Consider the following 22,627-nt stretch of genomic DNA (forward strand, 5'->3'; position numbering starts at 1 on the left):
GGCGCGCCAGAGTCGATCTCCTGGAGCGGCGCAGTTACCGGACCGAGACCGGCGGGCTCAGTGCCGGCGCACTGCCTCCTCGACCAGGTCGAGCACCCGGGCCAGGTCGCCGGCCGGGCGGCCCATCGCCAGGTGCAGCACCAAGCCGTCGTAGGCCAGCTCCAGGAACTGGGCCAGCACGTCGATCGGGACGTCGTCGCGCAGCACGCCGGCCTCGCGCTGGCGTACCAGGCGCTCCCGGGTCGCCGCGGCGATGGCTTCGGAACGCTCCGCCCAGCGCTTGGCGAAGGCCGGGTCGGTACGCAGCCGGCGCGAGACCTCCAGCTGGCTGCCGAGCCAGCCGGTCGTGTCGGGCGAGACCGCCCGGGCCAGCAGGTCGCGCATGACCTGCACCAGGCCGTTGCGGGCGACCGTCTCCACCATGGCGGCGGCGTCGTCCTCGGCGACGGCGAGGAACAGGGAGTCCTTGTCCCGGAAGTGGTGGAAGATCGCACCCCGGGACAGGCCGGTGGCCTCCTCCAGCCGCCGCACTGTGGCGCCCTCGTAGCCGTGCCGGGCGAAACACGCCCGCGCCGCCGCGAGGATCTCCTGCCGGCGCGCGTCGAGCTGGTCCTGACTTACTCTGGGCACGAACGGATCGTCGCAGGTGGAACCGCGTGATGCAAACCGTACGTACGGCTTGAGATGCGGATTCGGAAGATCATCCGGCCGCGTCCGATGGTTAGGATCGGCGTGTGACCGCCCTTCCCGCGCGCCCGCTCACCGTCGCCGCCGTCCAGGCCCAGCCCGTCCCCGGTGACGTCGCCGGCAACGCCCGCGCCGCCGCCCGCCTCGTCGCCCGGGCCGAGGGCGCCCGGGTCGTGGTGCTGCCCGAGCTGTTCCTGCCGGCGTACCACCCGCCGACGCTGGGCGCCGACCCGGAGGGCACCGACGTGGCCGCCGACGCCGACGGCCGGGTCGCCGACCCCCGGCTGGACCCGCTGCGGACCGCCGCCGCCGACGCGGGCGCGGCAGTGGTGATCGGCGCCGCCGTCCGCCACCCCGACCGGCGGCGCACCATCTCCTCGCTCGTCGTCGACCCGGCCGGCACGGTCACCGCCGCGTACGACAAGCAGCAGCTCTGGAGCGGCGAGCGCGAGCTGTTCGACGCCGGCCGCCGGGGCGCCACGCTCGAAGTCGACACGTGGCGGCTGGGCCTGGGCGTCTGCTACGACGGCTGCTTCCCGGAGCACGCGCGGGCGGCGGCCGGGGACGGCGCGCACGGGTACCTCTGCCCGAGCGGCTACCTGGCCGGCTCGGCGCACCGCCGCGACCTCTACTACGCCGCCCGGGCGCTGGACAACACGATGTACGTCGTGTTCGCCAACGCGGTCGGCGGCGCGGACCCCTGGCGGTTCAACGGCGGCGCGGCGGTGTACGACCCGGAGGGCCGGCCGCTGGCGCGGGGCGCCGACACCGGCGAGGACGTGCTGGTGGCGACGCTGGCCCCGGACGCGCTGGCGGCCACCCGCGCGGCGCACACCATGCTGCTCGACCGGCCGGTGGACGCCGGCGCGGCCCGTACGGCGCTCGTCGCCTGACCGTGGCTGGGCCCGGGGCCCTGTCGGTGCTCCGAGCGTTCCCGTAGGGTGCCCAAGTGCCGTTGCTCCTGCTCGATCTGGACAACACCCTGCTGGACCGCGACGGGCCGTTCCGTGTCTGGGGAGAACGCTTCCTGGCGGGCATCGGCGCGCCGCCCGCCGACCTCGACTGGCTGGTGTCGGTGGACGCCGACGGGCTGACCAACCGGTGGGACGTCGCGGACGCGATCCGCGACCGGTACGCGCTGCGCATCCCCTCGATCGACCTGGTGGACGAGCTGCACGACGGCGTGGTGGCGCACATGCGGCTCGATCCGCTGGTGGCCTGCGCGCTGCGGATCGCCGCCGACGCCGGCTGGGTGCCGGTGGTGGTCACCAACGGAGCGTCCCGTCAGCAGGACGCCAAGATCCGCAAGACCGGCCTGGACCGCTACGTCGCCGACTGGGTGATCTCGGAGGAGGCCGGCGTCAGCAAGCCGAACCCGAGGATCTTCGCGCTCGCCGCCCAGCGGGCCCGGATGCCGTTGCGTGGTGCGTGGGTGGTCGGCGACAGCCCGGAGGCGGACATCGGCGGCGCGACCGCGGTGGGCCTGCCCAGCGTCTGGCTGCATCGGGGGCGCCGCTGGTCGGACCCCCGGTTCGCGCCGACCCGGATCGAGGACGGGCTGATCGCGGCCGTCGCCGCAGTGCTGGCCGGCTGACCGGCGGCGCGGGCCGGCAGGCAGCGCGGCGGCGCCGTGCGGAAATCCGTTGACCCGCGCCGGGGCGCGTACGAGCATGGTGCCGCGCGAGTGCGCAGCCGGGGGGTGCCCGGTCGAGGAGAGGAGGTCGGTCATGGCCGTTTTCGCAGGGTCGTACCACCTGCCTCCACCAGCCTCGATCGAAGGACAGATCCACCCGTGCGCGATCACGACTTCCCGGCGCCGCAGCGCCGTGGCCGCGGCAAGAGCCGCTTCGACGACGACGAAACCGACTTCCTGAAGCGGGGGCGGCCCACGCCGGCCCTCGCCGACCCGGACGCCGAGCCCGACGCGGAGGACAGCTGGTCCTCCTGGGACCGGGCCGTCCACGGCCCCGAGCCGTACCCGGACTGGCTGGTCACCGAACTGGCCGCCCGGGACACCGAGCTGGGGGTGCTCAAGACCGGCAAGGAGGCGGACGTCCACCTGGTCCGCCGCGCCGTGCCGGACACCGACCGTTCGTGCCTGCTGGCGGTCAAGCGGTACCGCGACGCCCAGCACCGGCTCTTCCACCGCGACGCCGGTTACCTGGAGGGCCGCCGGGTACGCCGGTCGCGGGAGATGCGGGCGATGACCGGCCGGACCGCGTTCGGCCGGCAGATGATCGCCGGGCAGTGGGCGGCGGCCGAGTTCGCCGCGCTGTCCCAGCTCTGGGAGATCGGCGCCGCCTCCGGGCGGATCGCGGTGCCCTATCCGGTGCAGCTGCTCGGCACCGAGCTGATGCTCGAGTTCGTCGGCGACGCCGAGGCGGGGGAGGCCGCGCCACGGCTGGCGCAGGTCCGGCCCGACGCCGCCGAGCTGCGTGACCTGTGGGATCAGCTGGTCGAGGCGCTCACCGTGCTGGCCCGGGCCGGGTACGCCCACGGCGACCTGTCTCCGTACAACCTGCTGGTGCACGCGGGCCGGCTGGTGATGATCGACCTGCCGCAGGTGGTCGACGTGGTGGCCAACCCGCAGGGCGGCGAGTTCCTGGGCCGGGACGTGCGGGTGGTGGCCGCCTGGTTCGCCGCCCGCGGGATGCCGGCCACCGTCACCGATCCGGAGGCGCTCACCGAGGCGCTACTGCGGGAGGCGGGGATCCGCTGACGGGCGGGCGTCCCGGGTGGTCGAGCCGCCCGGGACGCCCACCCGTGCGGGTCATTGCAGGTAGCGCTCGACCTCCGGCACCGGGCGCTCGCCCTGGGCGTCCGGGTCGCCGTGCGCCTGGCGCGCGGCCCGGCGACGGCGCAGCAGGTCCCAGCACTGGTCCAGGGACTCCTCCAGGGCCCGCAGCCGCTCCCGGGCCTCGTCGTCGGTGCCGGACTCGTGCTGCTGCGCGTCGGCCCGCAGCCGGTGCTCCTCGTCGACGAGTTCCGAGATCCGGCTCAGGATGGTCTTGTCGTCCATGCCCGAAGCTTGGCACAGCGGACGGGTCCGCGCCCGCGTTCTGCCGGCGTCCGCGATAGGTGAGCGCTGCTCGCGCTCCGCAACCACCACTGTGTACGGGAGTGACGCACATCCCACGGGCTCCATTCTCGACAAAGAGATTGTTGTTACGTGAAATATCCTCCGACCTGCCTTTTGATCTGCGGCTCAGGATGGCATGCTCGCGAGCAACGTCACGGGTCGATACGAAGCCGCGACCCTGAGTCAACCGAGGGAGCGTTCAGGTGCCCGAACCAACGGACACACCGGGACCCACCGGCCGACCCCGAACCGTGCCGCTGCGGCAGATCCTGCCGGCGGTGCTCCGCGACCCCGCCCGGGCGCTCATCGACATCGGCAACCGTACCGAAGGTGAACTGGTCCGGCTGAACCTCGGCTCGTTCCGCCCCTACCTCGTCACCCACCCCAAGCACGTGCAGCACGTCCTGCGCGACCGGGCGGACAACTACGAACGAGCAGGCGATGGGCTGTTCTGGCGTCCGGTCAAGCGGCTGTTCGGCGAGGGGATCCTCGGCGAGGGGCAGATCTGGTCGGCCAGCCGGCGCATGCTCCAGCCGATGTTCACCGCCAAACGGGTCGAGGCGCTGGTCGACGGCATGGCCGACGCGATCCGCGACGCGGTCGACGAGCTGGACGAGCCGGCCCGCGCCGGCCGTCCGGTCGACATCGGCGTGGAGCAGGCGCGCATCGTCAGCCGGGCGATCATGAAGGTGCTCTTCGCCGACCGCATCTCGGTGCCGGACGCGATGCGCGTGATCGAGGCGCAGGACCGGATCGCCACCGCCGTCATCCCCCGCATCATCGTGCCGTTCGCGCCGCTGTCGCTGCCGATGCCGGGCGACCGCACGTTCGCCCGTGCCGTACGCATCGTGGACGACGTGCTGGTGCCGATCGTCCGCGAGACCCGCGAGTCCGCCGACCAGGGCGACGACGTCATCTCGACGCTCTGGCAGGCCCGCACCGACGACGGGCGGCAGCTCGACGAGCGGCAGGTCCGCAACGACACAGTGGCCATGTTCGCCGCCACCACCGAGACCACGATCAACGTGCTGACCTGGGCCTGGCCGCACCTGGACCAGCACCCCGAGGTGGCCGAGCGGCTCTACGCCGAGATCGACGAGGTGGTCGGGGGCGAGCCGGTACGCCGCGAGCACCTGAGCCGGCTCACGTACACCCGGATGGTGCTGGACGAACTGCTGCGGCTCTACCCGATCGGATGGATCATCCCGCGCCGCGCGGTCGCCGGGGACGTCATCGACGGCGTGCCGATCGAGCCCGGCGCGACGATGGCGGTCAGCCCGCTGATCACCCAGCGGATGCGGCAGTTCTGGGACCGCCCGGACGAGTTCGACCCGGAACGGTTCCGGCCCGAGCGGGTCCGGGCCCGGCACCGGTACGCCCACTTCCCGTTCGGCGGTGGGCCGCACCAGTGCCTCGGCATGTACCTGTTCTACCTGGAGGCGCAGCTCATCCTCGCCACCATGCTCAGCCGCTACCGGTTCCGGCTGCACCGCCCCGGCGTACCCGGGTTGCGGCTGGCCGCGGCGCTGCGGCCGCGCGAGCGGGTGGAGCTGACACTCGTCGCGGCCGGGCGGGCGGAGCGGGCATGACCGACGGGCCGACACCGGATTTACTCGCCGTCGCCGCGGAGCAGGGCCGGGTCTGCGCGCTCGCCGCGCAGGGCCAGCGCGGCCTGCGCAAGGCCGCCGCCGCGCACCCGGAGCTGTTCCCCGCGGACCCGTTCGACGCGACGCTGTTCAGCAGCATCGCCCAGGCGATGGCGTTCAGCGCCCCCTGGCACAGCGCCGCCGAGCTGGCCGTGACCAACCGCGCCGTGCTCTGGGGCTTCGCCGTGGACTGGCTGGTCGACCACCAGGCCACCAGCCGGGCCGAGGTCGACCGGATCACCGGTGTCTGCCTGGACGTGCTCGACGGCGCCGGCACCGACGACCCACTGGGCCGGTTCCTGGCCGAGCTGCGCGACGACGTGGCCGCCGCGCCCGGCTACCCGGCGCTGCGCGGCCACTGGCGTGCGGCGATGGAACGCACGCTCGACGCGATGGCCCGCGAGTGGGACTGGCGGCGCACCGGCCGCCCCACGCTCGCCGACTACCTCGCAAACGCCGACAACCTCGCCGCCACAGTGGTCAACGTGGCGCACTGGATCCACACCGGATCGGTGTCCACCGCCGAGGCGATGGACCACGCGGTCGCCGTCAGCGACGAGGTGCAGCGGGCCCTGCGGCTGGTGAACGACCTCGGCACCCACCGCCGCGACGCCGAGTCCGGCGACCTCAACGCGCTGCTGCTGGTGGACGACCCGGCCGAGGTCGAGCGGCGGTTCGCCGAGCAGGTCGACCACTGCCGCGTCCGGCTGGCGAAGCTGGCCGGTGAGGCGCCCCGGGAAGCCGACTTCCTGTCCCGGCAGCTCGGCTTCACCACCGGCTTCTACCGCAACACCGACTTCTGGGGCGTGCGGTGACGCTCACCGCCGGATCGGTGCCCGCCACCCGGTCCGGGACCGCGCACGACCTGGTCGCCGCGCTCACCGGCGAGCCGGCCGGGCAGACGTCGCCGTCGGTCTACGAGACCGCCCGGCTGGTCGCGCTCGCGCCCTGGCTGGACGGCCACGACCGGCGCCTGGCCTGGCTGCTGGCCCGGCAGCGGCCGGACGGCGGCTGGGGCGGTCCCGGCGGGTACGCGCTGGTGCCGACGCTGAGCGCGGTCGAGGCGCTGCTGACCGTGCTGCGTCGCGACGGCCCGGCCGCCGTGCCGGCCGCCGCGGCCCACCGGGGCCTGACGTTCCTGTCCGGCGCGCTGCGCGGCGACGCGCCGCCCGACCTGCCGGCCACCGACCTGATCGTGCCCGCGCTGCTCACTGCCGTGGACCGGCACCTCACCGGACCGGCCGGGCCGCCACCCGGGCTGGCCGAGTGGGCCGGCCGGCCCCGCCTGCCGCTGCCGGCCGGTCTCGACCCGGCCCGCCTGACCCGGGTACGCGCGCTGCTGGCCGCCGGGCGGCCCGTGCCGGAGAAGCTGGCGCACGCGCTGGAGGTCGCCGGTGAGCTGGCGTACCGGGCGGCCGGCGTGCGTCCCTCGGCCAGCGGCGCGGTGGGCGCCTCCCCGGCCGCCACTGCCGCCTGGCTGGGCCGTCCGGAGCCCGGAGCGGCGCTGGACTATCTGCGCGCGGTGGCCCGGCCCGGCCCGGTGCCCTGCGCCAGCCCGATCACCGTCTTCGAGCGCGCCTGGGTGCTCGGCATCCTGGTCCGGGCCGGTGTGCCGGTCGGCGCGCCCGAGCCGGTGCTCACCGAGCTGCGCGCCGCCGTCGGCCCGTCCGGCGCGGCCACCGCGCCCGGCCTGCCCGCCGACGCGGACACCACAGCTGTCACGCTCTACGCGCTGGCCCGGCTGGGCCGCGCCCCCGGCGTCGGGCCGCTGGCCGGGTTCGACACCGGACGGCACTTCTGCACCTGGCCGGGGGAGGACGGCGCGTCGCTGACCACTAACGCGCACGTGCTCGACGCGCTCGGCGAGCAGCCGAGCGGACCCGGCGTCACCGGCGCCCGCCGCCGGGTCACCGAGTGGCTGGTGGAGCGGCAGCAGCCGGACGGGCGCTGGGAGGACCGCTGGCACGCCTCGGCCTGCTACGCCACGTACGCGGTGCTGCTGGCGCTGGCCGACCACGCGCCCGACGGCACGGCGCGTGCCGCCGTCGAGCGGGGCGTCGCCTGGCTGCTGGACACGCAGCGCCCGGACGGCTCCTGGGGACTGTGGCACGGCACCGCCGAGGAGACCGCGTACGCGGTGCTCGCACTGGCCGGCGCAGGCCGTTCCGGGGACGCGCGGATCGCCGCGGCGCTCGCCCGCGGACGCCGTCGACTGTCCGAGCTGGACGGATGCGACGACGAACCGGCACTATGGCACGACAAGGATCTCTACCGCCCGACGCAGATCGTGCGCGCGGCGGTGCTGGCGGCCTCCGGCCGCGCCGTCGAGGCCGGACCCACCATGATCAGGATCGCTTGAATGGAGTTCACGACGGCTGCTAGCGTGCGCCGGAGTCGATCGGATTTCGGACCGACCGTAGACCGGGCCAGGACGGTGTGATGGGTTCCCGCAGTACGAATCTCCGTACGAAGATCATCGCGCTGCTGGCGTCGCTGACCGCGCTCTGGGCGTTCGCCGCGTGGGTGACCGTGCGGGACGGGTTCAACCTGCTCGGCGTGCAGACGCTCAACGCGCGCGTCTTCGAGCCGAGCGACCCGCTGCTGCAGGAGCTGCAGGCCGAGCGGCGGCTGTCGCTGCGCTATCTGGGCGAGTCCGATCCGGGCCGGCTGCGGGAGCTGGACGCCCAGCGCGCCCGTACCGACGAGACCGCCACCGCGCTGTGGCGCTCGGTGCAGGACTGGCGTACCGAGATCCCGGCCAGCGAGGAGCTGATGCAGCGGCTCGGCGAGCTGAAGACCGAGCTGGACCAGATCGGCCAGGTACGCGCCGACGTCAGCCGCAAGACCATCGACCGCACCGCCACGCTCACCGCGTACGACGAGGCGGTCGACGCGATCTTCGCCGTCTTCGACGCGCTCGGCGGCCTCGACGACGACGAGATCGCCAAGGACACCGCCGCGCTCATCGACCTCAACCGGTCCCGGGAGCTGCTGTCCCAACAGGACGCGCTGATCACCGGTGCGATCGCGGCCAACCGGATCACCGTGGCCGAGCAGACCGCGTTCGCCCGCCTGGTCGGCGCGCAGTGGTTCCTCGCCGACCGCACCGCCCGGGAGCTCGCCCCGACCGACCGCGCACGCTTCGAGCGGATGGTCGAGGGCGACGCGTTCCAGCAGTTGCAGACCCTTCAGGACCGGGTCCTCGCGGCCAAGGGCGCCGACGTGCGCCCGCCGGTGACCGCAGCGGCGTGGCAGGCCGCCGCCGAGCAGGCGATGGCCGACCTGCGCGGGGTGATCCTGGCCGGCGGCGAGGACATCGTGTCCCGGGCCATGCCGGTAGCGATCGGCGTCATCGTGCGGCTGGTGCTCGCCGCCGGTCTCGGCCTGCTCGCCGTCATCGCCTCCGTGGTCGTCTCGATCACCACGGCCCGGTCGCTGGTGCGGCAGCTCGAACGGCTGCGCGAGGCGGCCTTCAACCTGGCGCACGAGCGGCTGCCGAGCGTGGTGGAGCGGCTGGGCCGCGGCGACGAGGTGGACGTCGCCCGCGAGGCGCCGCCGTTGCAGTTCGGCGACGACGAGATCGGCCAGGTGGGCAAGGCGTTCAACGTCGTGCAGGAGACCGCCGTCCGCACCGCCGTCGAGCAGGCCGAGCTGCGCCGCAGCGTACGCGACGTCTTCCTCAGCCTGGCCCGGCGCACCCAGGCGCTCGTGCACCGGCAGCTCACGCTGCTGGACGCGATGGAACGCCGGGAACACGACGCCGAGGAGCTGGAGGACCTGTTCCGGGTCGACCACCTGGCCACCCGGATGCGGCGCAACGCGGAGAACCTGATCGTGCTCTCCGGCTCCACGCCCGGCCGGGCCTGGCGACGCAACGTGCCGATGGTCGACGTGGTCCGCGGCGCGGTAGCCGAGGTCGAGGACTACACCCGGGTCACGGTGCGCCCACTCGGCGAGGTGTCGCTGACCGGCCGCGCCGTCGGTGACGTCATCCACCTGCTGGCCGAGCTGATCGAGAACGGGCTCTCCTTCTCGCCGCCGCAGACCACTGTCGAGGTTCGCGGTCAGCTCGTGGCGAACGGCTTCGCCATCGAGATCGAGGACCGGGGCCTCGGCATGAGCCCCGACGAGCTGGCCGCCGCCAACGCGCGCATCGTCGACCGGTCCGAGCTGAACCTGGCCGACGCCGCCCGGCTGGGCCTGTTCGTGGTCAGCCGGCTCACCGAGCGGCACGGCGTCAAGGTGCAGCTCAAGGAATCCGCGTACGGCGGGACCACCGCCGTGGTGCTGATCCCGCGTGAACTGATCACCGCTGACGGCGCCGACGCGGCCGAGGCCCTTCCCGCACCCGGGACGGCCCTGCCCGTGGCGCCCGCGCCGGACCCGGTGCGGAGCACTCCGGCCGGCGACGGGCCGGCGATCCCGTCCGGCCCGGACGGCGCCGCCGAACCGGACCAGCCGGCCGAGCCCGCCCCGCAGGTGCCGGAGCCGGTGACGCGGGCGCCCCGGCTGACCCCGTCCGGGCTGCCGGCGCGTACCCGCAAGCGGCAGCCCGCGGTGGCCGGGCCCACCACGGAGCTGGCGGTGGTGGAGCGGCGGCCCGCCGCCACGACCGACGCGGCGGAGGCGTCGCCGGCGACGGAGCCGGAGACCGAGGCGGAGACGACGCCGGTCACCGACGCGGGACTGCCGGTCCGGGTACGCCAGGCCAGCCTCGCGCCGGAACTGCGGCACGACCAGACCGAGGCGGACGACGACGCCGCCGACGATGACACGGCGCGTGCACCGGAGCAGGTGCGCCGGATGATGAGCTCCTACCAGAGCGGCACCCGACGCGGCCGTACCGATGCCGCGCGCCTGCTCGGCGGGGCTCAGGGGGCCGGCGGTGCGCCGGCCGACGCGGACGAGCAGGTTACCTGACCGGGACGTCGACGCGACGGAAACCGGAAGCTGACGGCACACAGCCGGAAAGAAGAGGACGACGAGTGGCGCAGAAGACGGCTTCGAGCGCGGATCTGACGTGGCTGCTGGATGACCTGGTCGGCCGGGTCAAGCAGGCGGAGCACGCCGTGGCGCTCTCCACCGACGGACTGCTGATGGCCTCGTCCCGCGGATTGAGCCGGGACGACGGCGAGCACCTGGCCGCCATGGCGGCGGGCATCCAGAGCCTGGCCCGTGGCGCGGGCAAGCGGTTCGGCGGCGGGCAGGTGCAGCAGACCATCATCGAGATGCAGTCCTCCTTCCTGTTCGTCACAGCGGCCGGGCGTAACGCCTGCCTGGCGGTGCTGGCCTCGGAGGACGCGGATGTCGGCCTGATCGCGTACGAGATGGCCATGCTCGTCACCCGGGTCGGCCGGTTCGTCGCGTCACCGACCCGGGAACAGCCCCTCGGCGAGAACGCGGCACGATGACCGGCCGGGGGGAGTCCGCGGAGCAGGAGTGGGTGGACGACCACGCCGGCCCGGTGGTGCGCCCGTACGCGGTCACCGGCGGCCGGGCCCGCCCGGTGACCGGCACGTTCGACCTGATCTCGCTGGTCACCGCGACCCGCACGGATGTCGGGTCGGAGTCCGGGCTGGGCCCGGAGCACGTGGCGATAGTCGGCCTCTGCCAGCGGATTCTCTCCGTGGCCGAGATCGCCGCCCATCTCGACCTGCCGGTGGGCACGGTCCGGGTCCTCCTCGGAGACCTGGCCGCCCGCAGTCTGGTGCAGGTACGCGAGCCGCGCGCGACCACCGCCGGCCTTCCCGACGAGCACGTTTTCGAGGCGGTTATCAATGGACTACGGGCGCTCTGAGCGGCCGGCGGGCGCCGGGCCGCTGCCCACCGCGATCAAGATCCTGATCGCGGGCGGGTTCGGCGTCGGCAAGACCACCATGGTGGGCGCGGTCAGCGAGACCAAGCCGCTGCGCACCGAGGAGGTGCTTACCGAAACCGGGATCGGCATCGACGACCTGTCCGGCGTGGAGGAGAAGTCGACCACCACCGTGGCGATGGACTTCGGCCGGATCACCATCAGCGACGACCTGGTGCTCTACCTGTTCGGCACGCCCGGGCAGGACCGGTTCTGGTTCGTCTGGGACGAGCTGGCGCTCGGCGCGCTCGGGGCGGTGGTGCTCGCCGACACGCGCCGCCTGGCGGACTGCTTCCCGTCGATCGACTACTTCGAGGGGCGCGGCACGCCGTTCGTGGTGGCGGTGAACTGCTTCGAGGGGGCCAAGAAGTTCCGGCTCGACGAGGTGCAGGCGGCGCTCGACCTGGACCCGGGCGTACCTGTGGTGCTGTGCGACGCGCGCAAGCGTGAGTCGGCCAAGGAGGTGCTGATCACGCTGCTGGAACACGCCATGAAGCTGCGCGAGGCGCGCCGCCGCGCCGCCGGCGACTGAGGCTGCGTCGCATGACCGAGCTGAGTGTCCGGGCGATGTCACCGGAGGAGTTCGACAGCTGGCAGGACGAGCTTGCCGCCGGGTACGCGCGCGAGCACGTCACGGCCGGCAACTGGACGCCCGAGGAGGCGCTCGACCGGGCCCGGGAGGCCACCGCCGGCTTCCTGCCGCAGGGCATGGCCACGCCCGGCATGCTGTTCCTGGTCGGCGAGCTTGCCGACGGCTCACCGGTCGGCTGGCTGTGGATCGGCCTGACCCACCCTCGCGGTCTCGCCGACTGCGCGTTCCTCTACGACATCGAGGTGGCCGCCGGGCACCGGGGCCGGGGGCTCGGGCGGGCGCTGCTCGCGGCGGGGGAGCGGGCGGCCCGGGAGCACGGCGCCCAGGCGCTGGAGCTGAACGTCTTCGGCACCAACGAGACGGCGCGCAAGCTGTACGAGACGTCGGGATACCGGGTGGTCACCCAGCAGATGCGCAAGGACCTGCCCGCCTAGGCACGAGCGTCAGAGGCGGGTGGCGGTCCGGATCAGGCCGGCCAGCGCCCGGGACCGGCTGTGCGGTGGCCACGCGATGACTGTGGTCACCGCCGGCGCGTCCGGCACCGGCACGGTGGCCAGGTCGGCGAGCAGCAGCGACCGGGCCGACTCCGGCAGCACCACCACGGTCCGGCCGAGCGCGATGAGCTGGAACAACTGGGCGTGGTCCCGGACCTCGGGGCCGGGCCCGTCCGGATACGACCCGTCGGCCCGGGGCCAGCGCGGCATGGGCAGGCCCGGCAGCGCCTCCACCTCGGCCATCAGCAGGTGCGGTCGCCGGGCCAGCGGATGCCCGGCCGGCAGGATCGCCACCTGCGGCTCGGTGATCAGCTCTTCGGTGTCCAGCCCGGTCGTCGAGTCGTACGGCAGGTGCAGCAGCGCCACGTCGGCCCGCCCGTCGCGCAGCAGCCGTTCCTGCTCGCCGATGCCGCACAGCAGAACCTCGACCGGGACCGCGTCCGGCTCGGCGGCGTACGCGCCGAGCAGTTTCGGCAGCAGCTCGCTCGACGCCCCGGTCTTGGTCGCCAGCACCAGCCCGGGGCCACCGGTAGCGGCCTGCCCGGCGCGTCGGGTGCGGCGGTCGGCGGCGGCCACGGCGTCGAGTGCGGCCCGGCCCTCCCGCAGCAGCACCGACCCGGCCGCGGTGAGCGCGACGCTGCGGCTGTCCCGCTCCAGCAGAGTCACGCCGAGACGGCGTTCGAGCTGCCGGATCGCTCGCGACAGCGGCGGCTGGGCGATGCCCAGGCGCCGCGCGGCGCGGCCGAAGTGCAGCTCCTCGGCGACCGCCACGAAGTAGCGAAGCTCCCGCGTCTCCATCCCGCCACCGTACCGCCGCATCGATACCTTCCGGGTATCGCGCGCCACCGAAGCGGTGTTGGAGGCCCGCGCGGCCCGCGGACAGGATCGAGGGCATGAGCGAACGGACGATCGCGCTGGTGACCGGCGCGAACAAGGGAATCGGGTACGAGATCGCGGCCGGCCTGGGCGCGCTCGGCTGGCGGGTGGGCGTCGGCGCCCGGGACGAGCGGCGGCTCGCCGAGGCGGTGGCGAAGCTGCGCGCGGGCGGCGTGGACGCGTTCGGCGTACCGCTGGACGTCACCGACGACGCGAGCGTGACCGCCGCCGCCCGGCTGCTGGAGACGGAGGCCGGCGGTCTGGACGTGCTCGTCAACAACGCGGGCGTGACAGGTGGCGTTCCGCAGCACCCGGGCGACGTCGACCTCGCGACCATCCGGACCGCCGTCGAGGTGAACGTGATCGGGGTGGTCCGGGTGACCGAGGCGATGCTGCCGCTGCTGCGCCGCTCGGCGTCGCCCCGGATCGTCAACATGTCCAGCGGTGTCGGCTCGCTGACCCGGCAGAGCGCCTCCACCGGAGAGGACCAGACCGGGCCGCTGTCGGTGGCTTACTCACCGTCGAAGAGCATGCTCAACGCGGTGACCATCCAGTACGCGCGGGCGCTGGCGGACACCGGCATCCTGATCAACGCCGCCTGCCCGGGCTTCACCGCCACCGACCTCAACAGCTTCCGCGGTGTGCGGACCCCGCAGCAGGGAGCGGCGATCGCGATCCGGCTCGCGACGCTGCCCGACGACGGGCCGACCGGCGGCTACTTCGAGGACGCGGGCACGATCCCGTGGTGACTCCGGTCAGCTTCTAGACGTGACTGAGCGTGACGCTCACGGCGGGGTATACCGCTCTCAGGTGACGTCATCTTCCCCGGACGACACGCCCGGACATGCGGTGGTCCATCAGAGCGCGGTGCGGACCGGCTGTCGAGGGTGGCCCGTCAGAACCACATGACCGGGTTGCCGGTCGCCACCGACGCCGCGCACAGCCGGCGCAGCGGCTCCACGATGTAGGCGAAGTCGCTGCCCGACCGGCTCCGGGACCGCACCGCGAGCCGCTCGGGCGGCGGCTCGCCGTGCTCGCCCACGGGTCGCATCGCCAGCACCGTCCGTGTCCCGCCGGCGGTGAGCTCCACCCGGTCGCCGGGCAGCGGCCGCTGGCCGAACCGGACGGCCCGGAACAGCGTCACCGGCGGGTCGGCGGTGTCGACGACGAAGAAGCCGTCCGGATCTACCCCGGCCCGGAAGTCCGGGCCGAGCATGAACACCCCGTGGTAGCTCTCGACGTACTGCATCAGCACCCGGCCGGTCGCCTCGTCGATCAGTTCGACCCCGTCGGTGATCCGATCGGTGCGCGCGAACGCGTCCAGCTCGGCGAGCGCCACCGCCGCCCGGTCGGCCGGCAGCGAGCCGCCGTTGAGGTTCGGCAGCGCGGTGGCGAGCGTCGGGAAGCGCTCCGGGCCGGCGGCGCGTAGCGCCTGCTGGAACAGGCGTACGCCGGCCCAGTTGGAAACGTGCTCGCTCGCCTGCTCCATGGCCTTGTGCGGGCACGCCTCCGCCAGCCAGGCGTCGAACGTGCGGTGCGCGGCCTCGTTGCCCTCCCACTGCCGCAACAGCGCGAGACAGCCGTCCTCGTCGATGCCGACCGGTCCGACCGGGCACGGCGTGGTGAGGCCGTCCTGCCAGCACCGGCAGTACACGAACGCGTCGAGTCCCACGCCGGCACGCTACCGGCGCCCGTTCGTCGGCGCGTACCCGCTTTCCGCCGGTTCGTTTCCGGCGGCCCACTTCGGGCGCGGGTCACGTGATGGCGAGCAGCAGGCCGTCCCCCTGTTCGGCCGCGGCGCGGTAGAAGTCACGCAGCGCGGTGAAGTTCGGCAGCAGGTAGGCGTCGAACTCGTCGGCGCCGTCGTCCCAGATGTGCGGGTAGATCTCGGCCTCCGACAAGGCTGCCGGGTCGAAGCGGGCCCGCAGCGTCGCCTCGTCGATCGCGTCGAGCCCGCCGGCCACAGCGCGGACGGCGTCGGGCATCAGCAGCCGCGCCGGGCCCATCCCCAGGTCCGGCCCGATCGGGTCACCACCCAGGACGGCCGGCCCGGCGTCGCCCCGGATCTCGTACGTGTCGCCGGTCAGTAGGTAGTGCAGCCCGTGCCACGCCTTGTCGAGGTCGAGCTCGTCCGGGCCACCCTGGAACAGGGTGTCGACCTTCTCCGGGTCGGCGAGGACCGCCGCCAGCTCCTCGGCGGACAGCCGGCGTGCGTTGAAGATCATGCCCACGGGGTGCCTCTCAGGGGTGCCGGTCGGAATCGGCGGCAGCGTAGCGTGCGCTTGCGACAGGCATGGCACCATCGGCGCATGGCCACTGACACCCGCCACCTCGCCGTCCACATCGACCGTCCGGTCGCGGAGGTCTACGCCTTCGCCGCCGACCCGGCGAACCTGCCCCGCTGGGCGCCGGGCCTCGGCGGTTCGGTGAACCTCATCGACGGCCAGTGGTTCGTGGACACACCCGAAGGGCGGGCGCGGCTCACGTTCGCCCCGGCCAACGAGTACGGCGTGCTCGACCACGAGGTGCGGACGCCGTCGGGCGAGACGGTGTACGTGCCGTTGCGCGCCATCGCCGACGGCAACGCCACCGAGGTGGTGTTCAGCCTGCGCCGGATGCCCGGCATGAGCGACACGGACTTCGACCGGGACACCGCGCTGGTCGAGGCGGATCTGGCCCGGCTCAAGGCCGTGCTGGAGAGCGCCGCCGGCTGAGAGGCGCGCGTGGTCAGTCGGCAGTCCGGCCCCGACAGTGGCAAGGAGGGCGCGTCATGCCCCTGCTGCGGATCCACCTCGACAGCGACCCGACCACCGCCCGCCGCGTCCTGCAGACGCATCGCGAGGGCGGCGTGCATCACGAGTCGCGGGAAGCGGCCCGGGAGCAGGTGTGGTGCCAGGGCCGCACCCCGGCCGGTGACCCGGTCTTCGTCGGCATCACCAACGGACGCCGCAACGTGCAACTGCTCTACGACGTCGAGGTCTACTCCGATACCGTCCCGTGAACGCACGCGGCACTCACGCCCCTGAAATGGGAATTGCGCGCCGGGCTCGGCCGGTGATCGTGAGCGGGACGAAATTCGACGCACCTGGGCGCCGAATGCAATTCTTGATTCAGTCGCCGATCGCGTCCCGCATTCGTTCCCTCGTCCAGTATTCGGACGGGTCGGTGGCACCCGGGCTCGGATTGTGGGTCGCGACCACCGGGCCGGGCGGCGCCGGCCGCCCCGCGCCGCCGTCGCGCGCCGCGACGACCACGACGGCCACAGCCACGGCGAGCGCCGCGACGGCGGCCGCGCCGAGCAGTACACGATGTGACATGTCGCCTCCTCCGGACCGGTCGACCGGTGCCGGTCCGCCTGGTGCGCCGGCGGCACACCAGGCGGACCGTCGTTCACCAGGTGTCGTTCGCGTACGTGTTGTAGAGCGTCCCCACCACCGCGGCGGAGAAGTGCGGCGAGCCGTTCGTGTTCGTGCCGCTCGAGTAGCTCATCACCCCGTGCACGTCACCGCGCCTGGTGGTGTTGTCATAGCTGTAGTACCACGGGCCGCCGCTCGAACCGCCCCCGAAGCCGCAGTTCATCTCGATCCGGTTGCTGCCCGCGTCCCTCGACGTGCCCGAGCAGACCCACTGGATCTCGCCGCTGTCCTTGTTGCTCGGGTAGCCGAAGACGTCGTAGTGGTACGCGCGCCCACCGCCGGTGAGCAGGCCGTTCGCGCCGACCGCGTCCACGATCGACCGGCTGCCGTAGACGAGCGCGACCGCCACGTCGTACTGCCGCTCGCGGGTGCTGATCCAGCCGCTGGGCACCGCGAGCGTGGACCAGTCCCAGGTGCCGTACGGCTGCGCGCCGTTGCGGTAGGACGGCACGAACATCCAGTTCGCGGTGTGCCAGTCCCGGCCCGGCCCGTCGTGCACGCAGTGCGCGGCGGTGAAGACCATGTTGCGCGCCGGGCTGTTCACCACGCTCGCCGAGCAGTAATGGCCCAGGCCGTCGGTCGAGCTGGTGTAGAAGATCTTCCCCACCGTGATCGACTCGTTGAGCTGGGCGCCGAAGCCGCTGCCGTCCTTCGGCGCCACCGCCTCCGCGAAGCGCCGTACCCGCTCCGCCGTGGGGCTCTGGGTGACCGGGCCGGCGGCCTTCTCCACCTCGTCGGCGGGAGTGGCCGCCGCCATCCGCTCGGCCGTCCAGTATGCCCTGGCCTGCCCGGCCGACGACCCCACCTTGCGCTCGATCGAGGTCACCGCGGCCGGAGCAGCGGTGCCGGAGGTGGTGTCGGTGGCGGCCTGAGCCGGAGTGCCGGCGAGGATCGTCGGCAGGATCAGGGCCGGCAGGGCCAGAAGTCTGATCGTCGTCTTCATGAAATCCTTCCCAGTTTTCGATTCCCGGATCGAAACTGGAGCGCCCCGTTGTTCATCGCGATGTCGGCAACGTATCGACGGGATTCGGAGCGTGTCAATGAATCATGGACGTCGATTGTTTGCGGTGTCGGATGTGCGATCGGGGAGGGCGGGGACATCATCGAATTGCAATTCCGGGTCCGTGAGCGGCGCTCGACCTCGGTAGCCTCGAAGCCGTGACGAAGCGACCGGGGCCACGATGACTGCTGATCCGCCGCCTGCCGCCGAACGGCTGATCTTTGCCGAGATGACCGTCGACGACCTCGACGACATGGCCGCCATGCTCGGCGACCCGCTCGTGATGCGCTACTACCCGCGGCCGAAGACCCGGGCGGAGGCACTGGACTGGATCCGCTGGAACGAGGGCATCTACCGCAGCCACGGCTTCGGACTGTGGGTGCTCAGGTCACGGGCGACAGGCGAGTTCGTCGGCGACTGCGGTCTCACTCCGCAGCCGGTGGACGGGGTGATGGAGGTCGAAGTCGGTTACCACCTGCTGACCGCAACGCAGGGTCACGGGTACGCCACGGAGGCGGCGGCTGCGTGTCGCGACCACGCGCGCGACCGGCGGCGTCGACCGCCTCGTCGCGATCATCCACCCGGACAACACGCCCTCGCAGCGGGTCGCGGAGCGGATCGGGCTGAGCTTCGAGCGTGCGACGACGTCCGGATCGGGGGATCCGGTGCACGTGTACGCCGCGCGGCTGGCCTGACCGGCTCAGCGGCGGGTCGACGTCAGGAACCGGGTCCACGCGGCCGGGGTGAAGGTGAGCACCGGCCCGGCCGGGTCCTTCGAGTCGCGGACGCCGACCACACCGGGCAGGTTGCCGGCGACCTCGACGCAGTCGCCGCCGTTGCCGCCGCTGCGGGTGCTCTTGCGCCACCGGGCGCCGCTCAGGTCCATGCCTTCGCCACTTCCCTCAGCAGTTCCAGGGTCCGCGCGCGGGGCAGCGCCTCGCCCCGGATGCGTTCCCACCGACGCTCCAGGGTAGCAATCTCCGAGGGCTGCTCGATGATCTGCGCGCGGGCCTGGCTGTCCACATGCGCCACCCGGCTGCCGTCGCGCAGCTCCGCGATGACGAACGGCCCGTCCAGCCCGGGATAGGTCGGCGTGTCGGCCGGCACCACGTGGAGCTGCACGTTCGGCAGCTCGGCGCAGGCCAGCAGGTGGGCCACCTGCGCGGTCATCAGCGCCCGGTCACCGGCGGCGGCGCGGCGCAGCACCTGCTCGTCGAGCACCACGACGTACAGCGGCCCGCGCGGCCGGGTGAGGATGCCCTGCCGGTCCAGCCGGGCGGTGACCAGGTCGGTGATCTCGTCGGCGGTCAGCGGCTGGCCGATGAACGTGGCCCGGGCGTACGCCTCGGTCTGCAGCAGCCCCGGCACCCACGCCAGTTGGAAGGCTCGCAGCGCGACCGCCTCGCGTTCGATGTCCACCCATGGGCGGAACCAGACGGGCTCGCGGCGGCGGACCGCGTCCGGCCAGAGCGCCTCGATCGGCTGGCCCAGCAGGTTCGCCACAGTCGCGCGGTGCCGGCTCTGCGGGATGTGCCCGGGGTTCGCCCACCGGGCCACCGTCTTCGGGTGCAGGCCGAGCCGCTCCGCCAGGCTCTCGGCGGTGTGGCCGGCGCCGGCCAGCGCGGTGACGAAGGCATGGTTCATGCCCGTTCCTCCCCGGAGCAAAAGAACCGTCCGGAGGAGATTACACAACGCTGTGTGATTGTTCGGGCACCCTCGGCACGGTGAAGGCATGACCGAACCGACACCCACATCGGCGTACCCCCGGGTGGTGCTGCCGCTCACCGGCCACCGCGCGTGCGGTCCGGCCTGGCGCTGCGACCGCTGCGGCGAGCCCTGGCCGTGCCCGACCCTGCGGGCCGCGCCCACCGACGCGGCCCGCCGCGCCACGATGATCCCCGAATTCTCCCGGCTCACCCGGCAGGCGATCCGCGACCTGCGCGGCCACCCCGACGGCCCGGACCCGATCGCGATCGTGCGGCGCTTCCTGTGGTTCCTGCCGCTCACCGACGCCGAGGCACGCGCCGTCGCGCTCCGCCTGCGCTGAGATGTAAGGAAGGGCCCCTTCTTAACAGACGTCTGTTAAGAAGGGGCCCTTCCTTACATCCAAGGTCAGCTGGCGATCATGCGGCGCAGCACGTACTGCAGGATGCCGCCGTGCCGGTAGTAGTCCGCCTCACCCGGGGTGTCGATGCGGACCACGGCGTCGAACTCCACGCCGGTGTCGGTGGTGACCTTGACCGTACGCGGGGTGTCGCCGTCGTTCAGCGCGGTCACGCCGCTGATCGAGAACGTCTCCGTGCCGGTCAGGCCCAGCGACTCGGCGGTCTCCCCGCCCGGGAACTGCAGCGGCAGCACGCCCATGCCGATCAGGTTCGAGCGGTGGATCCGCTCGTACGACTCGGCGATGACCGCCTTCACGCCCAGCAGCATCGTGCCCTTGGCGGCCCAGTCACGCGACGAGCCGGAGCCGTACTCCTTGCCGGCCAGGATGACCAGCGGGACGCCCGCCTCCTGGTACGCCATCGAGGCGTCGTAGATCGAGGTCTGCTCACCGGTCAGGTGGTTGACGGTGAAGCCGCCCTCGACACCCGGGACGAGCTGGTTGCGCAGCCGGATGTTGGCGAACGTGCCCCGGATCATCACCTCGTGGTTGCCCCGGCGGGAGCCGTACGAGTTGAACTCGTGCCGGGCCACGCCGTGCTCGGCCAGGTACTTGCCGGCGGGGGAGTCCGCCTTGATCGAGCCGGCCGGGGAGATGTGGTCGGTGGTCACCGAGTCGCCCAGCTTCGCCAGCACGCGCGCGTCGGCGATGTCCTGCACCGGGGCCGGCTCCTGCTGCATGCCCTCGAAGTACGGGGGCTTGCGCACGTACGTCGACTCGCCGTCCCAGGAGAACGTGTCACCGGTCGGGGTCGGCAGCGACTGCCAGCGCTCGTCACCGGCGAACACGTCGGCGTACGCGGCGCTGAAGCCGGTCGCGCCGATCGCGGAGGCGATGACGTCTTGGATCTCGGCGCTGTTCGGCCAGATCTCCCGCAGGTACACCGGGTTGCCCTGGGCGTCCTCGCCGATCGGCTCGTTGGCCAGGTCGATGTCCATGGTGCCGGCGAGCGCGTACGCGACCACCAGCGGCGGGGACGCCAGGTAGTTCATCTTGACGTCCGGGTTGATCCGGCCCTCGAAGTTGCGGTTGCCGGACAGCACCGACACGACGGCGAGGTCGCCCTCGTTGACGGCGGCGGAGACCTCCTCCGGCAGCGGGCCGGAGTTGCCGATGCAGGTGGTGCAGCCGTAGCCGACCAGGTTGAAGCCGAGCTTCTCCAGGTACGGGGTGAGGCCGGCGCGGTCGTAGTAGTCCATGACGACCTTCGAGCCCGGCGCCAGGGTGGTCTTCACCCACGGCTTGCGGGCCAGGCCCTTCTCCACCGCGTTGCGGGCCAGCAGCGCGGCGCCGATCATGACCTGCGGGTTCGAGGTGTTGGTGCAGGAGGTGATCGCGGCGATCACCACGGCGCCGTGGTCCAGCTCGTACTCGACGCCGTCGGCGCCGGTCACCCGTACCGGATTGCTGGCCCGGCCGCCCGCGCCCACCGCGGCGGTCTCCAGGTCGCGCGGTGCGTCCGCCGGGTCGTTCACGCCGTTGGCGGGGGAGTCGCTGGCCGGGAAGGACTCGGCGGACGCCTCGTCGGCCGGGCCGTCGGCGCCGAACGGCTTCTCCTGCTGCGGCACGCCCGGCTTGCGGCCCGGGTCGCCACCGGTCTCGTCGGCGGCCACGTAGTCGCTGAGCGCGGAGCGGAACAGCGTCTTGGCGCTGCCCAGCGGCACCCGGTCCTGCGGGCGCTTCGGGCCGGCCAGCGACGGCTCGATGGTGCTCAGGTCCAGCTCGAGGCGCTCGGAGTACTCCGGCTCGCGCTCCGGGTCGTGCCAGAGGCCCTGCTCCTTGGCGTACGCCTCGACCAGCGCCACCTGCTGTGCGTCGCGGCCGGTCAGCTCCAGGTAGCGGACGGTCTCGGCGTCGATCGGGAAGATCGCCACGGTCGAGCCGTACTCCGGCGACATGTTGCCGATGGTGGCGCGGTTGGCCAGCGGCACGGCGCTGACGCCGGGGCCGTAGAACTCGACGAACTTGCCGACCACGCCGTGCTTGCGCAGCATCTCGGTGATGGTCAGCACCAGGTCGGTGGCGGTGGTGCCGGCCGGCATCTCGCCGGAGAGCTTGAAGCCGACGACGCGGGGGATCAGCATGCTGACCGGCTGGCCGAGCATCGCGGCCTCGGCCTCGATGCCGCCGACGCCCCAGCCCAGCACGCCCAGGCCGTTGACCATGGTGGTGTGCGAGTCGGTGCCGACGACCGTGTCCGGGTACGCCTGGCCGTTGCGCTCCATGATCGTACGAGCCAGGTACTCGATGTTGACCTGGTGCACGATGCCGGTGCCCGGCGGGACGACCTTGAACTCGTTGAACGCGGTCTGACCCCAGCGCAGGAACTGGTAGCGCTCCTTGTTGCGCTCGTACTCCAGCTCGACGTTGCGCTCGAAGGCGTCCTCGCGGCCGAACAGGTCGGCGATGACCGAGTGGTCGATGACCAGCTCGGCCGGAGCGAGGGGGTTGACCTTCGTGGCGTCGCCGCCGAGGTCGCGTACCGCCTCGCGCATGGTGGCCAGGTCGACCACGCAGGGCACGCCGGTGAAGTCCTGCATCAGCACCCGCGCCGGGGTGAACTGGATCTCCACGCTCGGGTCGGCGGTGGCGTCCCACGCGCCGAGCTGCTGGATGTGGTCGGCGGTGATGTTCGCGCCGTCCTCGGTCCGCAGCAGGTTCTCCAGCAGGATCTTCAAGCTGTAGGGCAGTCGCTCGTGGCCCTCCACCTTGTCGATCTTGAAAATCTCGTAGCTCGCGTCTCCGACGCGTAGCTGGGTCTTCGCACCGAAGGTGTCGAGGCTCGCCACGTCGTACTCCTTCACACCAGCGACCGTGAG

Annotated in this window: 25 protein-coding genes and 1 pseudogene; 16 read left to right on the forward strand and 10 right to left on the reverse strand. The window is 72.9% G+C overall.

All coding sequences use genetic code 11. The annotated features are described in order from the left end of the window. Positions 1-57: 57 nt before the first annotated feature. The gene (locus tag A4R25_RS01445; protein ID WP_030503274.1) at positions 58-630 is read right to left on the reverse strand and encodes a TetR/AcrR family transcriptional regulator; all 573 of its coding nucleotides are present in this window, start codon (positions 628-630) and stop codon (positions 58-60) included. 104 nt (positions 631-734) lie between these two features. Here A4R25_RS01445 and A4R25_RS01450 point away from each other — a divergent pair, with 104 nt between their 5' ends. The 3 genes from A4R25_RS01450 to A4R25_RS01460 all read left to right on the forward strand — a co-directional run bounded on the left by A4R25_RS01450 (position 735) and on the right by A4R25_RS01460 (position 3,406). Further along, positions 735-1,580, forward strand: a complete 846-nt coding sequence (locus tag A4R25_RS01450) for a carbon-nitrogen hydrolase family protein (RefSeq protein WP_064445319.1) — start codon at positions 735-737, stop codon at positions 1,578-1,580. 56 nt (positions 1,581-1,636) lie between these two features. Next, on the forward strand, positions 1,637-2,281 hold the full coding sequence (locus A4R25_RS01455; RefSeq protein ID WP_030503276.1) for an HAD family hydrolase: 645 nt from the start codon (positions 1,637-1,639) through the stop codon (positions 2,279-2,281). A 198-nt stretch (positions 2,282-2,479) separates the two neighbouring features. Continuing rightward, positions 2,480-3,406, forward strand: coding sequence for a serine protein kinase RIO (locus A4R25_RS01460; RefSeq protein WP_064445320.1), 927 nt, complete (start codon positions 2,480-2,482; stop codon positions 3,404-3,406). Positions 3,407-3,457: 51 nt separating this feature from the next. Here A4R25_RS01460 and A4R25_RS01465 read toward each other — a convergent pair whose 3' ends face one another. After that, the gene (locus A4R25_RS01465; protein WP_030503278.1) at positions 3,458-3,706 is read right to left on the reverse strand and encodes a DUF2630 family protein; all 249 of its coding nucleotides are present in this window, start codon (positions 3,704-3,706) and stop codon (positions 3,458-3,460) included. Positions 3,707-4,017: 311 nt separating this feature from the next. On the opposite strand from A4R25_RS01465, the gene A4R25_RS01470 reads away from it, so the two are divergent. The 8 genes from A4R25_RS01470 (at position 4,018) to A4R25_RS01505 (ending at position 12,292) form a co-directional block, all read left to right on the forward strand. Further along, positions 4,018-5,355 (forward strand): cytochrome P450, encoded by a 1,338-nt coding sequence (locus A4R25_RS01470; protein WP_176722849.1) that lies wholly within the window; start codon positions 4,018-4,020, stop codon positions 5,353-5,355. Further along, a complete protein-coding gene (locus A4R25_RS01475; protein WP_064445321.1) occupies positions 5,352-6,227 on the forward strand; it encodes a terpene synthase family protein in 876 nt (291 codons plus the stop codon). Before A4R25_RS01470 ends, A4R25_RS01475 begins: the two co-directional genes overlap by 4 nt. Beyond that, the gene (locus tag A4R25_RS01480) at positions 6,224-7,771 is read left to right on the forward strand and encodes a prenyltransferase/squalene oxidase repeat-containing protein (protein WP_064445322.1); all 1,548 of its coding nucleotides are present in this window, start codon (positions 6,224-6,226) and stop codon (positions 7,769-7,771) included. The genes A4R25_RS01475 and A4R25_RS01480 overlap by 4 nt, the downstream gene beginning before the upstream one ends. An 80-nt stretch (positions 7,772-7,851) precedes the next feature. Beyond that, entirely contained in the window at positions 7,852-10,332 is a 2,481-nt protein-coding gene (locus tag A4R25_RS01485) for a nitrate- and nitrite sensing domain-containing protein (protein ID WP_064445323.1), read from the forward strand. A 65-nt stretch (positions 10,333-10,397) separates the two neighbouring features. Next, positions 10,398-10,823: a roadblock/LC7 domain-containing protein gene (locus tag A4R25_RS01490; RefSeq protein ID WP_030503283.1), complete on the forward strand. Its 426-nt coding sequence runs from the start codon at positions 10,398-10,400 to the stop codon at positions 10,821-10,823. Continuing rightward, positions 10,820-11,209 (forward strand): DUF742 domain-containing protein, encoded by a 390-nt coding sequence (locus tag A4R25_RS01495; protein WP_030503284.1) that lies wholly within the window; start codon positions 10,820-10,822, stop codon positions 11,207-11,209. The genes A4R25_RS01490 and A4R25_RS01495 overlap by 4 nt, the downstream gene beginning before the upstream one ends. Beyond that, the gene (locus A4R25_RS01500) at positions 11,190-11,798 is read left to right on the forward strand and encodes an ATP/GTP-binding protein (RefSeq protein ID WP_043329666.1); all 609 of its coding nucleotides are present in this window, start codon (positions 11,190-11,192) and stop codon (positions 11,796-11,798) included. Before A4R25_RS01495 ends, A4R25_RS01500 begins: the two co-directional genes overlap by 20 nt. Before the next feature lie 11 nt (positions 11,799-11,809). Next, positions 11,810-12,292 (forward strand): GNAT family N-acetyltransferase, encoded by a 483-nt coding sequence (locus A4R25_RS01505; protein ID WP_064445324.1) that lies wholly within the window; start codon positions 11,810-11,812, stop codon positions 12,290-12,292. 9 nt (positions 12,293-12,301) lie between these two features. Here the strand turns inward: A4R25_RS01505 and A4R25_RS01510 are convergent, their stop codons facing one another. Then, entirely contained in the window at positions 12,302-13,150 is an 849-nt protein-coding gene (locus A4R25_RS01510) for a LysR family transcriptional regulator (protein WP_043329670.1), read from the reverse strand. A gap of 95 nt (positions 13,151-13,245) precedes the next feature. On the opposite strand from A4R25_RS01510, the gene A4R25_RS01515 reads away from it, so the two are divergent. Further along, positions 13,246-13,977: an SDR family oxidoreductase gene (locus A4R25_RS01515; RefSeq protein ID WP_064445325.1), complete on the forward strand. Its 732-nt coding sequence runs from the start codon at positions 13,246-13,248 to the stop codon at positions 13,975-13,977. 146 nt (positions 13,978-14,123) lie between these two features. Here the strand turns inward: A4R25_RS01515 and A4R25_RS01520 are convergent, their stop codons facing one another. Together A4R25_RS01520 and A4R25_RS01525 are read right to left on the reverse strand one after the other, a co-directional pair. Then, positions 14,124-14,900 carry a hypothetical protein gene (locus tag A4R25_RS01520; protein ID WP_064445326.1) on the reverse strand — a complete coding sequence of 259 codons (777 nt, stop codon included), beginning with the start codon at positions 14,898-14,900 and terminating at the stop codon, positions 14,124-14,126. Positions 14,901-14,982: 82 nt separating this feature from the next. Further along, the gene (locus tag A4R25_RS01525; RefSeq protein ID WP_222949423.1) at positions 14,983-15,453 is read right to left on the reverse strand and encodes a YfbM family protein; all 471 of its coding nucleotides are present in this window, start codon (positions 15,451-15,453) and stop codon (positions 14,983-14,985) included. 84 nt (positions 15,454-15,537) lie between these two features. Between A4R25_RS01525 and A4R25_RS01530 the strand changes: the two genes are divergently transcribed. Beyond that, complete coding sequence (locus tag A4R25_RS01530) at positions 15,538-15,942, forward strand: SRPBCC family protein (RefSeq protein WP_043329676.1); 405 nt, start codon at positions 15,538-15,540, stop codon at positions 15,940-15,942. Between the two features lie 56 nt (positions 15,943-15,998). Beyond that, on the forward strand, positions 15,999-16,229 hold the full coding sequence (locus A4R25_RS01535; protein WP_064445328.1) for a hypothetical protein: 231 nt from the start codon (positions 15,999-16,001) through the stop codon (positions 16,227-16,229). 109 nt (positions 16,230-16,338) lie between these two features. On the opposite strand, the gene A4R25_RS01540 is transcribed toward A4R25_RS01535, so the two are convergent. After that, positions 16,339-16,545, reverse strand: a complete 207-nt coding sequence (locus A4R25_RS01540) for a hypothetical protein (RefSeq protein ID WP_064445329.1) — start codon at positions 16,543-16,545, stop codon at positions 16,339-16,341. Positions 16,546-16,618: 73 nt separating this feature from the next. Further along, complete coding sequence (locus tag A4R25_RS01545) at positions 16,619-17,587, reverse strand: serine protease (RefSeq protein WP_064445330.1); 969 nt, start codon at positions 17,585-17,587, stop codon at positions 16,619-16,621. Between the two features lie 238 nt (positions 17,588-17,825). On the opposite strand from A4R25_RS01545, the pseudogene A4R25_RS32190 reads away from it, so the two are divergent. Further along, positions 17,826-18,339: pseudogene (locus A4R25_RS32190) on the forward strand (GNAT family N-acetyltransferase). Between the two features lie 5 nt (positions 18,340-18,344). On the opposite strand, the gene A4R25_RS01550 reads toward A4R25_RS32190, so the two are convergent. Together A4R25_RS01550 and A4R25_RS01555 are read right to left on the reverse strand one after the other, a co-directional pair. After that, positions 18,345-18,530, reverse strand: a complete 186-nt coding sequence (locus tag A4R25_RS01550; protein WP_064445331.1) for a DUF397 domain-containing protein — start codon at positions 18,528-18,530, stop codon at positions 18,345-18,347. Next, positions 18,521-19,288: a DUF5753 domain-containing protein gene (locus A4R25_RS01555; RefSeq protein WP_064445332.1), complete on the reverse strand. Its 768-nt coding sequence runs from the start codon at positions 19,286-19,288 to the stop codon at positions 18,521-18,523. Before A4R25_RS01555 ends, A4R25_RS01550 begins: the two co-directional genes overlap by 10 nt. 88 nt (positions 19,289-19,376) lie before the next feature. Here A4R25_RS01555 and A4R25_RS01560 point away from each other — a divergent pair, with 88 nt between their 5' ends. After that, entirely contained in the window at positions 19,377-19,691 is a 315-nt protein-coding gene (locus A4R25_RS01560; protein ID WP_043329691.1) for a hypothetical protein, read from the forward strand. A 65-nt stretch (positions 19,692-19,756) separates the two neighbouring features. Here A4R25_RS01560 and A4R25_RS01565 read toward each other — a convergent pair whose 3' ends face one another. After that, entirely contained in the window at positions 19,757-22,612 is a 2,856-nt protein-coding gene (locus tag A4R25_RS01565; protein ID WP_043329693.1) for an aconitate hydratase, read from the reverse strand. Positions 22,613-22,627: the final 15 nt, after the last annotated feature.

This window comes from Micromonospora sp. NBRC 110037, assembly GCF_001652995.1.
GTDB lineage: Bacteria > Actinomycetota > Actinomycetes > Mycobacteriales > Micromonosporaceae > Micromonospora > Micromonospora chalcea.

Coding starts and splice junctions, on each gene's coding strand:
- A4R25_RS01545 (WP_064445330.1), bottom strand. CDS start 17,587: ATGAAGACGACGATCAGACTTCTGGCCCTGCCGGCCCTGATCCTGCCG.
- A4R25_RS01550 (WP_064445331.1), bottom strand. CDS start 18,530: ATGGACCTGAGCGGCGCCCGGTGGCGCAAGAGCACCCGCAGCGGCGGC.
- A4R25_RS01530 (WP_043329676.1), top strand. CDS start 15,538: ATGGCCACTGACACCCGCCACCTCGCCGTCCACATCGACCGTCCGGTC.
- A4R25_RS01510 (WP_043329670.1), bottom strand. CDS start 13,150: ATGGAGACGCGGGAGCTTCGCTACTTCGTGGCGGTCGCCGAGGAGCTG.
- A4R25_RS01500 (WP_043329666.1), top strand. CDS start 11,190: ATGGACTACGGGCGCTCTGAGCGGCCGGCGGGCGCCGGGCCGCTGCCC.
- A4R25_RS01465 (WP_030503278.1), bottom strand. CDS start 3,706: ATGGACGACAAGACCATCCTGAGCCGGATCTCGGAACTCGTCGACGAG.
- A4R25_RS01555 (WP_064445332.1), bottom strand. CDS start 19,288: ATGAACCATGCCTTCGTCACCGCGCTGGCCGGCGCCGGCCACACCGCC.
- A4R25_RS01540 (WP_064445329.1), bottom strand. CDS start 16,545: ATGTCACATCGTGTACTGCTCGGCGCGGCCGCCGTCGCGGCGCTCGCC.
- A4R25_RS01505 (WP_064445324.1), top strand. CDS start 11,810: ATGACCGAGCTGAGTGTCCGGGCGATGTCACCGGAGGAGTTCGACAGC.
- A4R25_RS01495 (WP_030503284.1), top strand. CDS start 10,820: ATGACCGGCCGGGGGGAGTCCGCGGAGCAGGAGTGGGTGGACGACCAC.
- A4R25_RS01560 (WP_043329691.1), top strand. CDS start 19,377: ATGACCGAACCGACACCCACATCGGCGTACCCCCGGGTGGTGCTGCCG.
- A4R25_RS01535 (WP_064445328.1), top strand. CDS start 15,999: ATGCCCCTGCTGCGGATCCACCTCGACAGCGACCCGACCACCGCCCGC.
- A4R25_RS01475 (WP_064445321.1), top strand. CDS start 5,352: ATGACCGACGGGCCGACACCGGATTTACTCGCCGTCGCCGCGGAGCAG.
- A4R25_RS01515 (WP_064445325.1), top strand. CDS start 13,246: ATGAGCGAACGGACGATCGCGCTGGTGACCGGCGCGAACAAGGGAATC.
- A4R25_RS01525 (WP_222949423.1), bottom strand. CDS start 15,453: ATGATCTTCAACGCACGCCGGCTGTCCGCCGAGGAGCTGGCGGCGGTC.
- A4R25_RS01485 (WP_064445323.1), top strand. CDS start 7,852: ATGGGTTCCCGCAGTACGAATCTCCGTACGAAGATCATCGCGCTGCTG.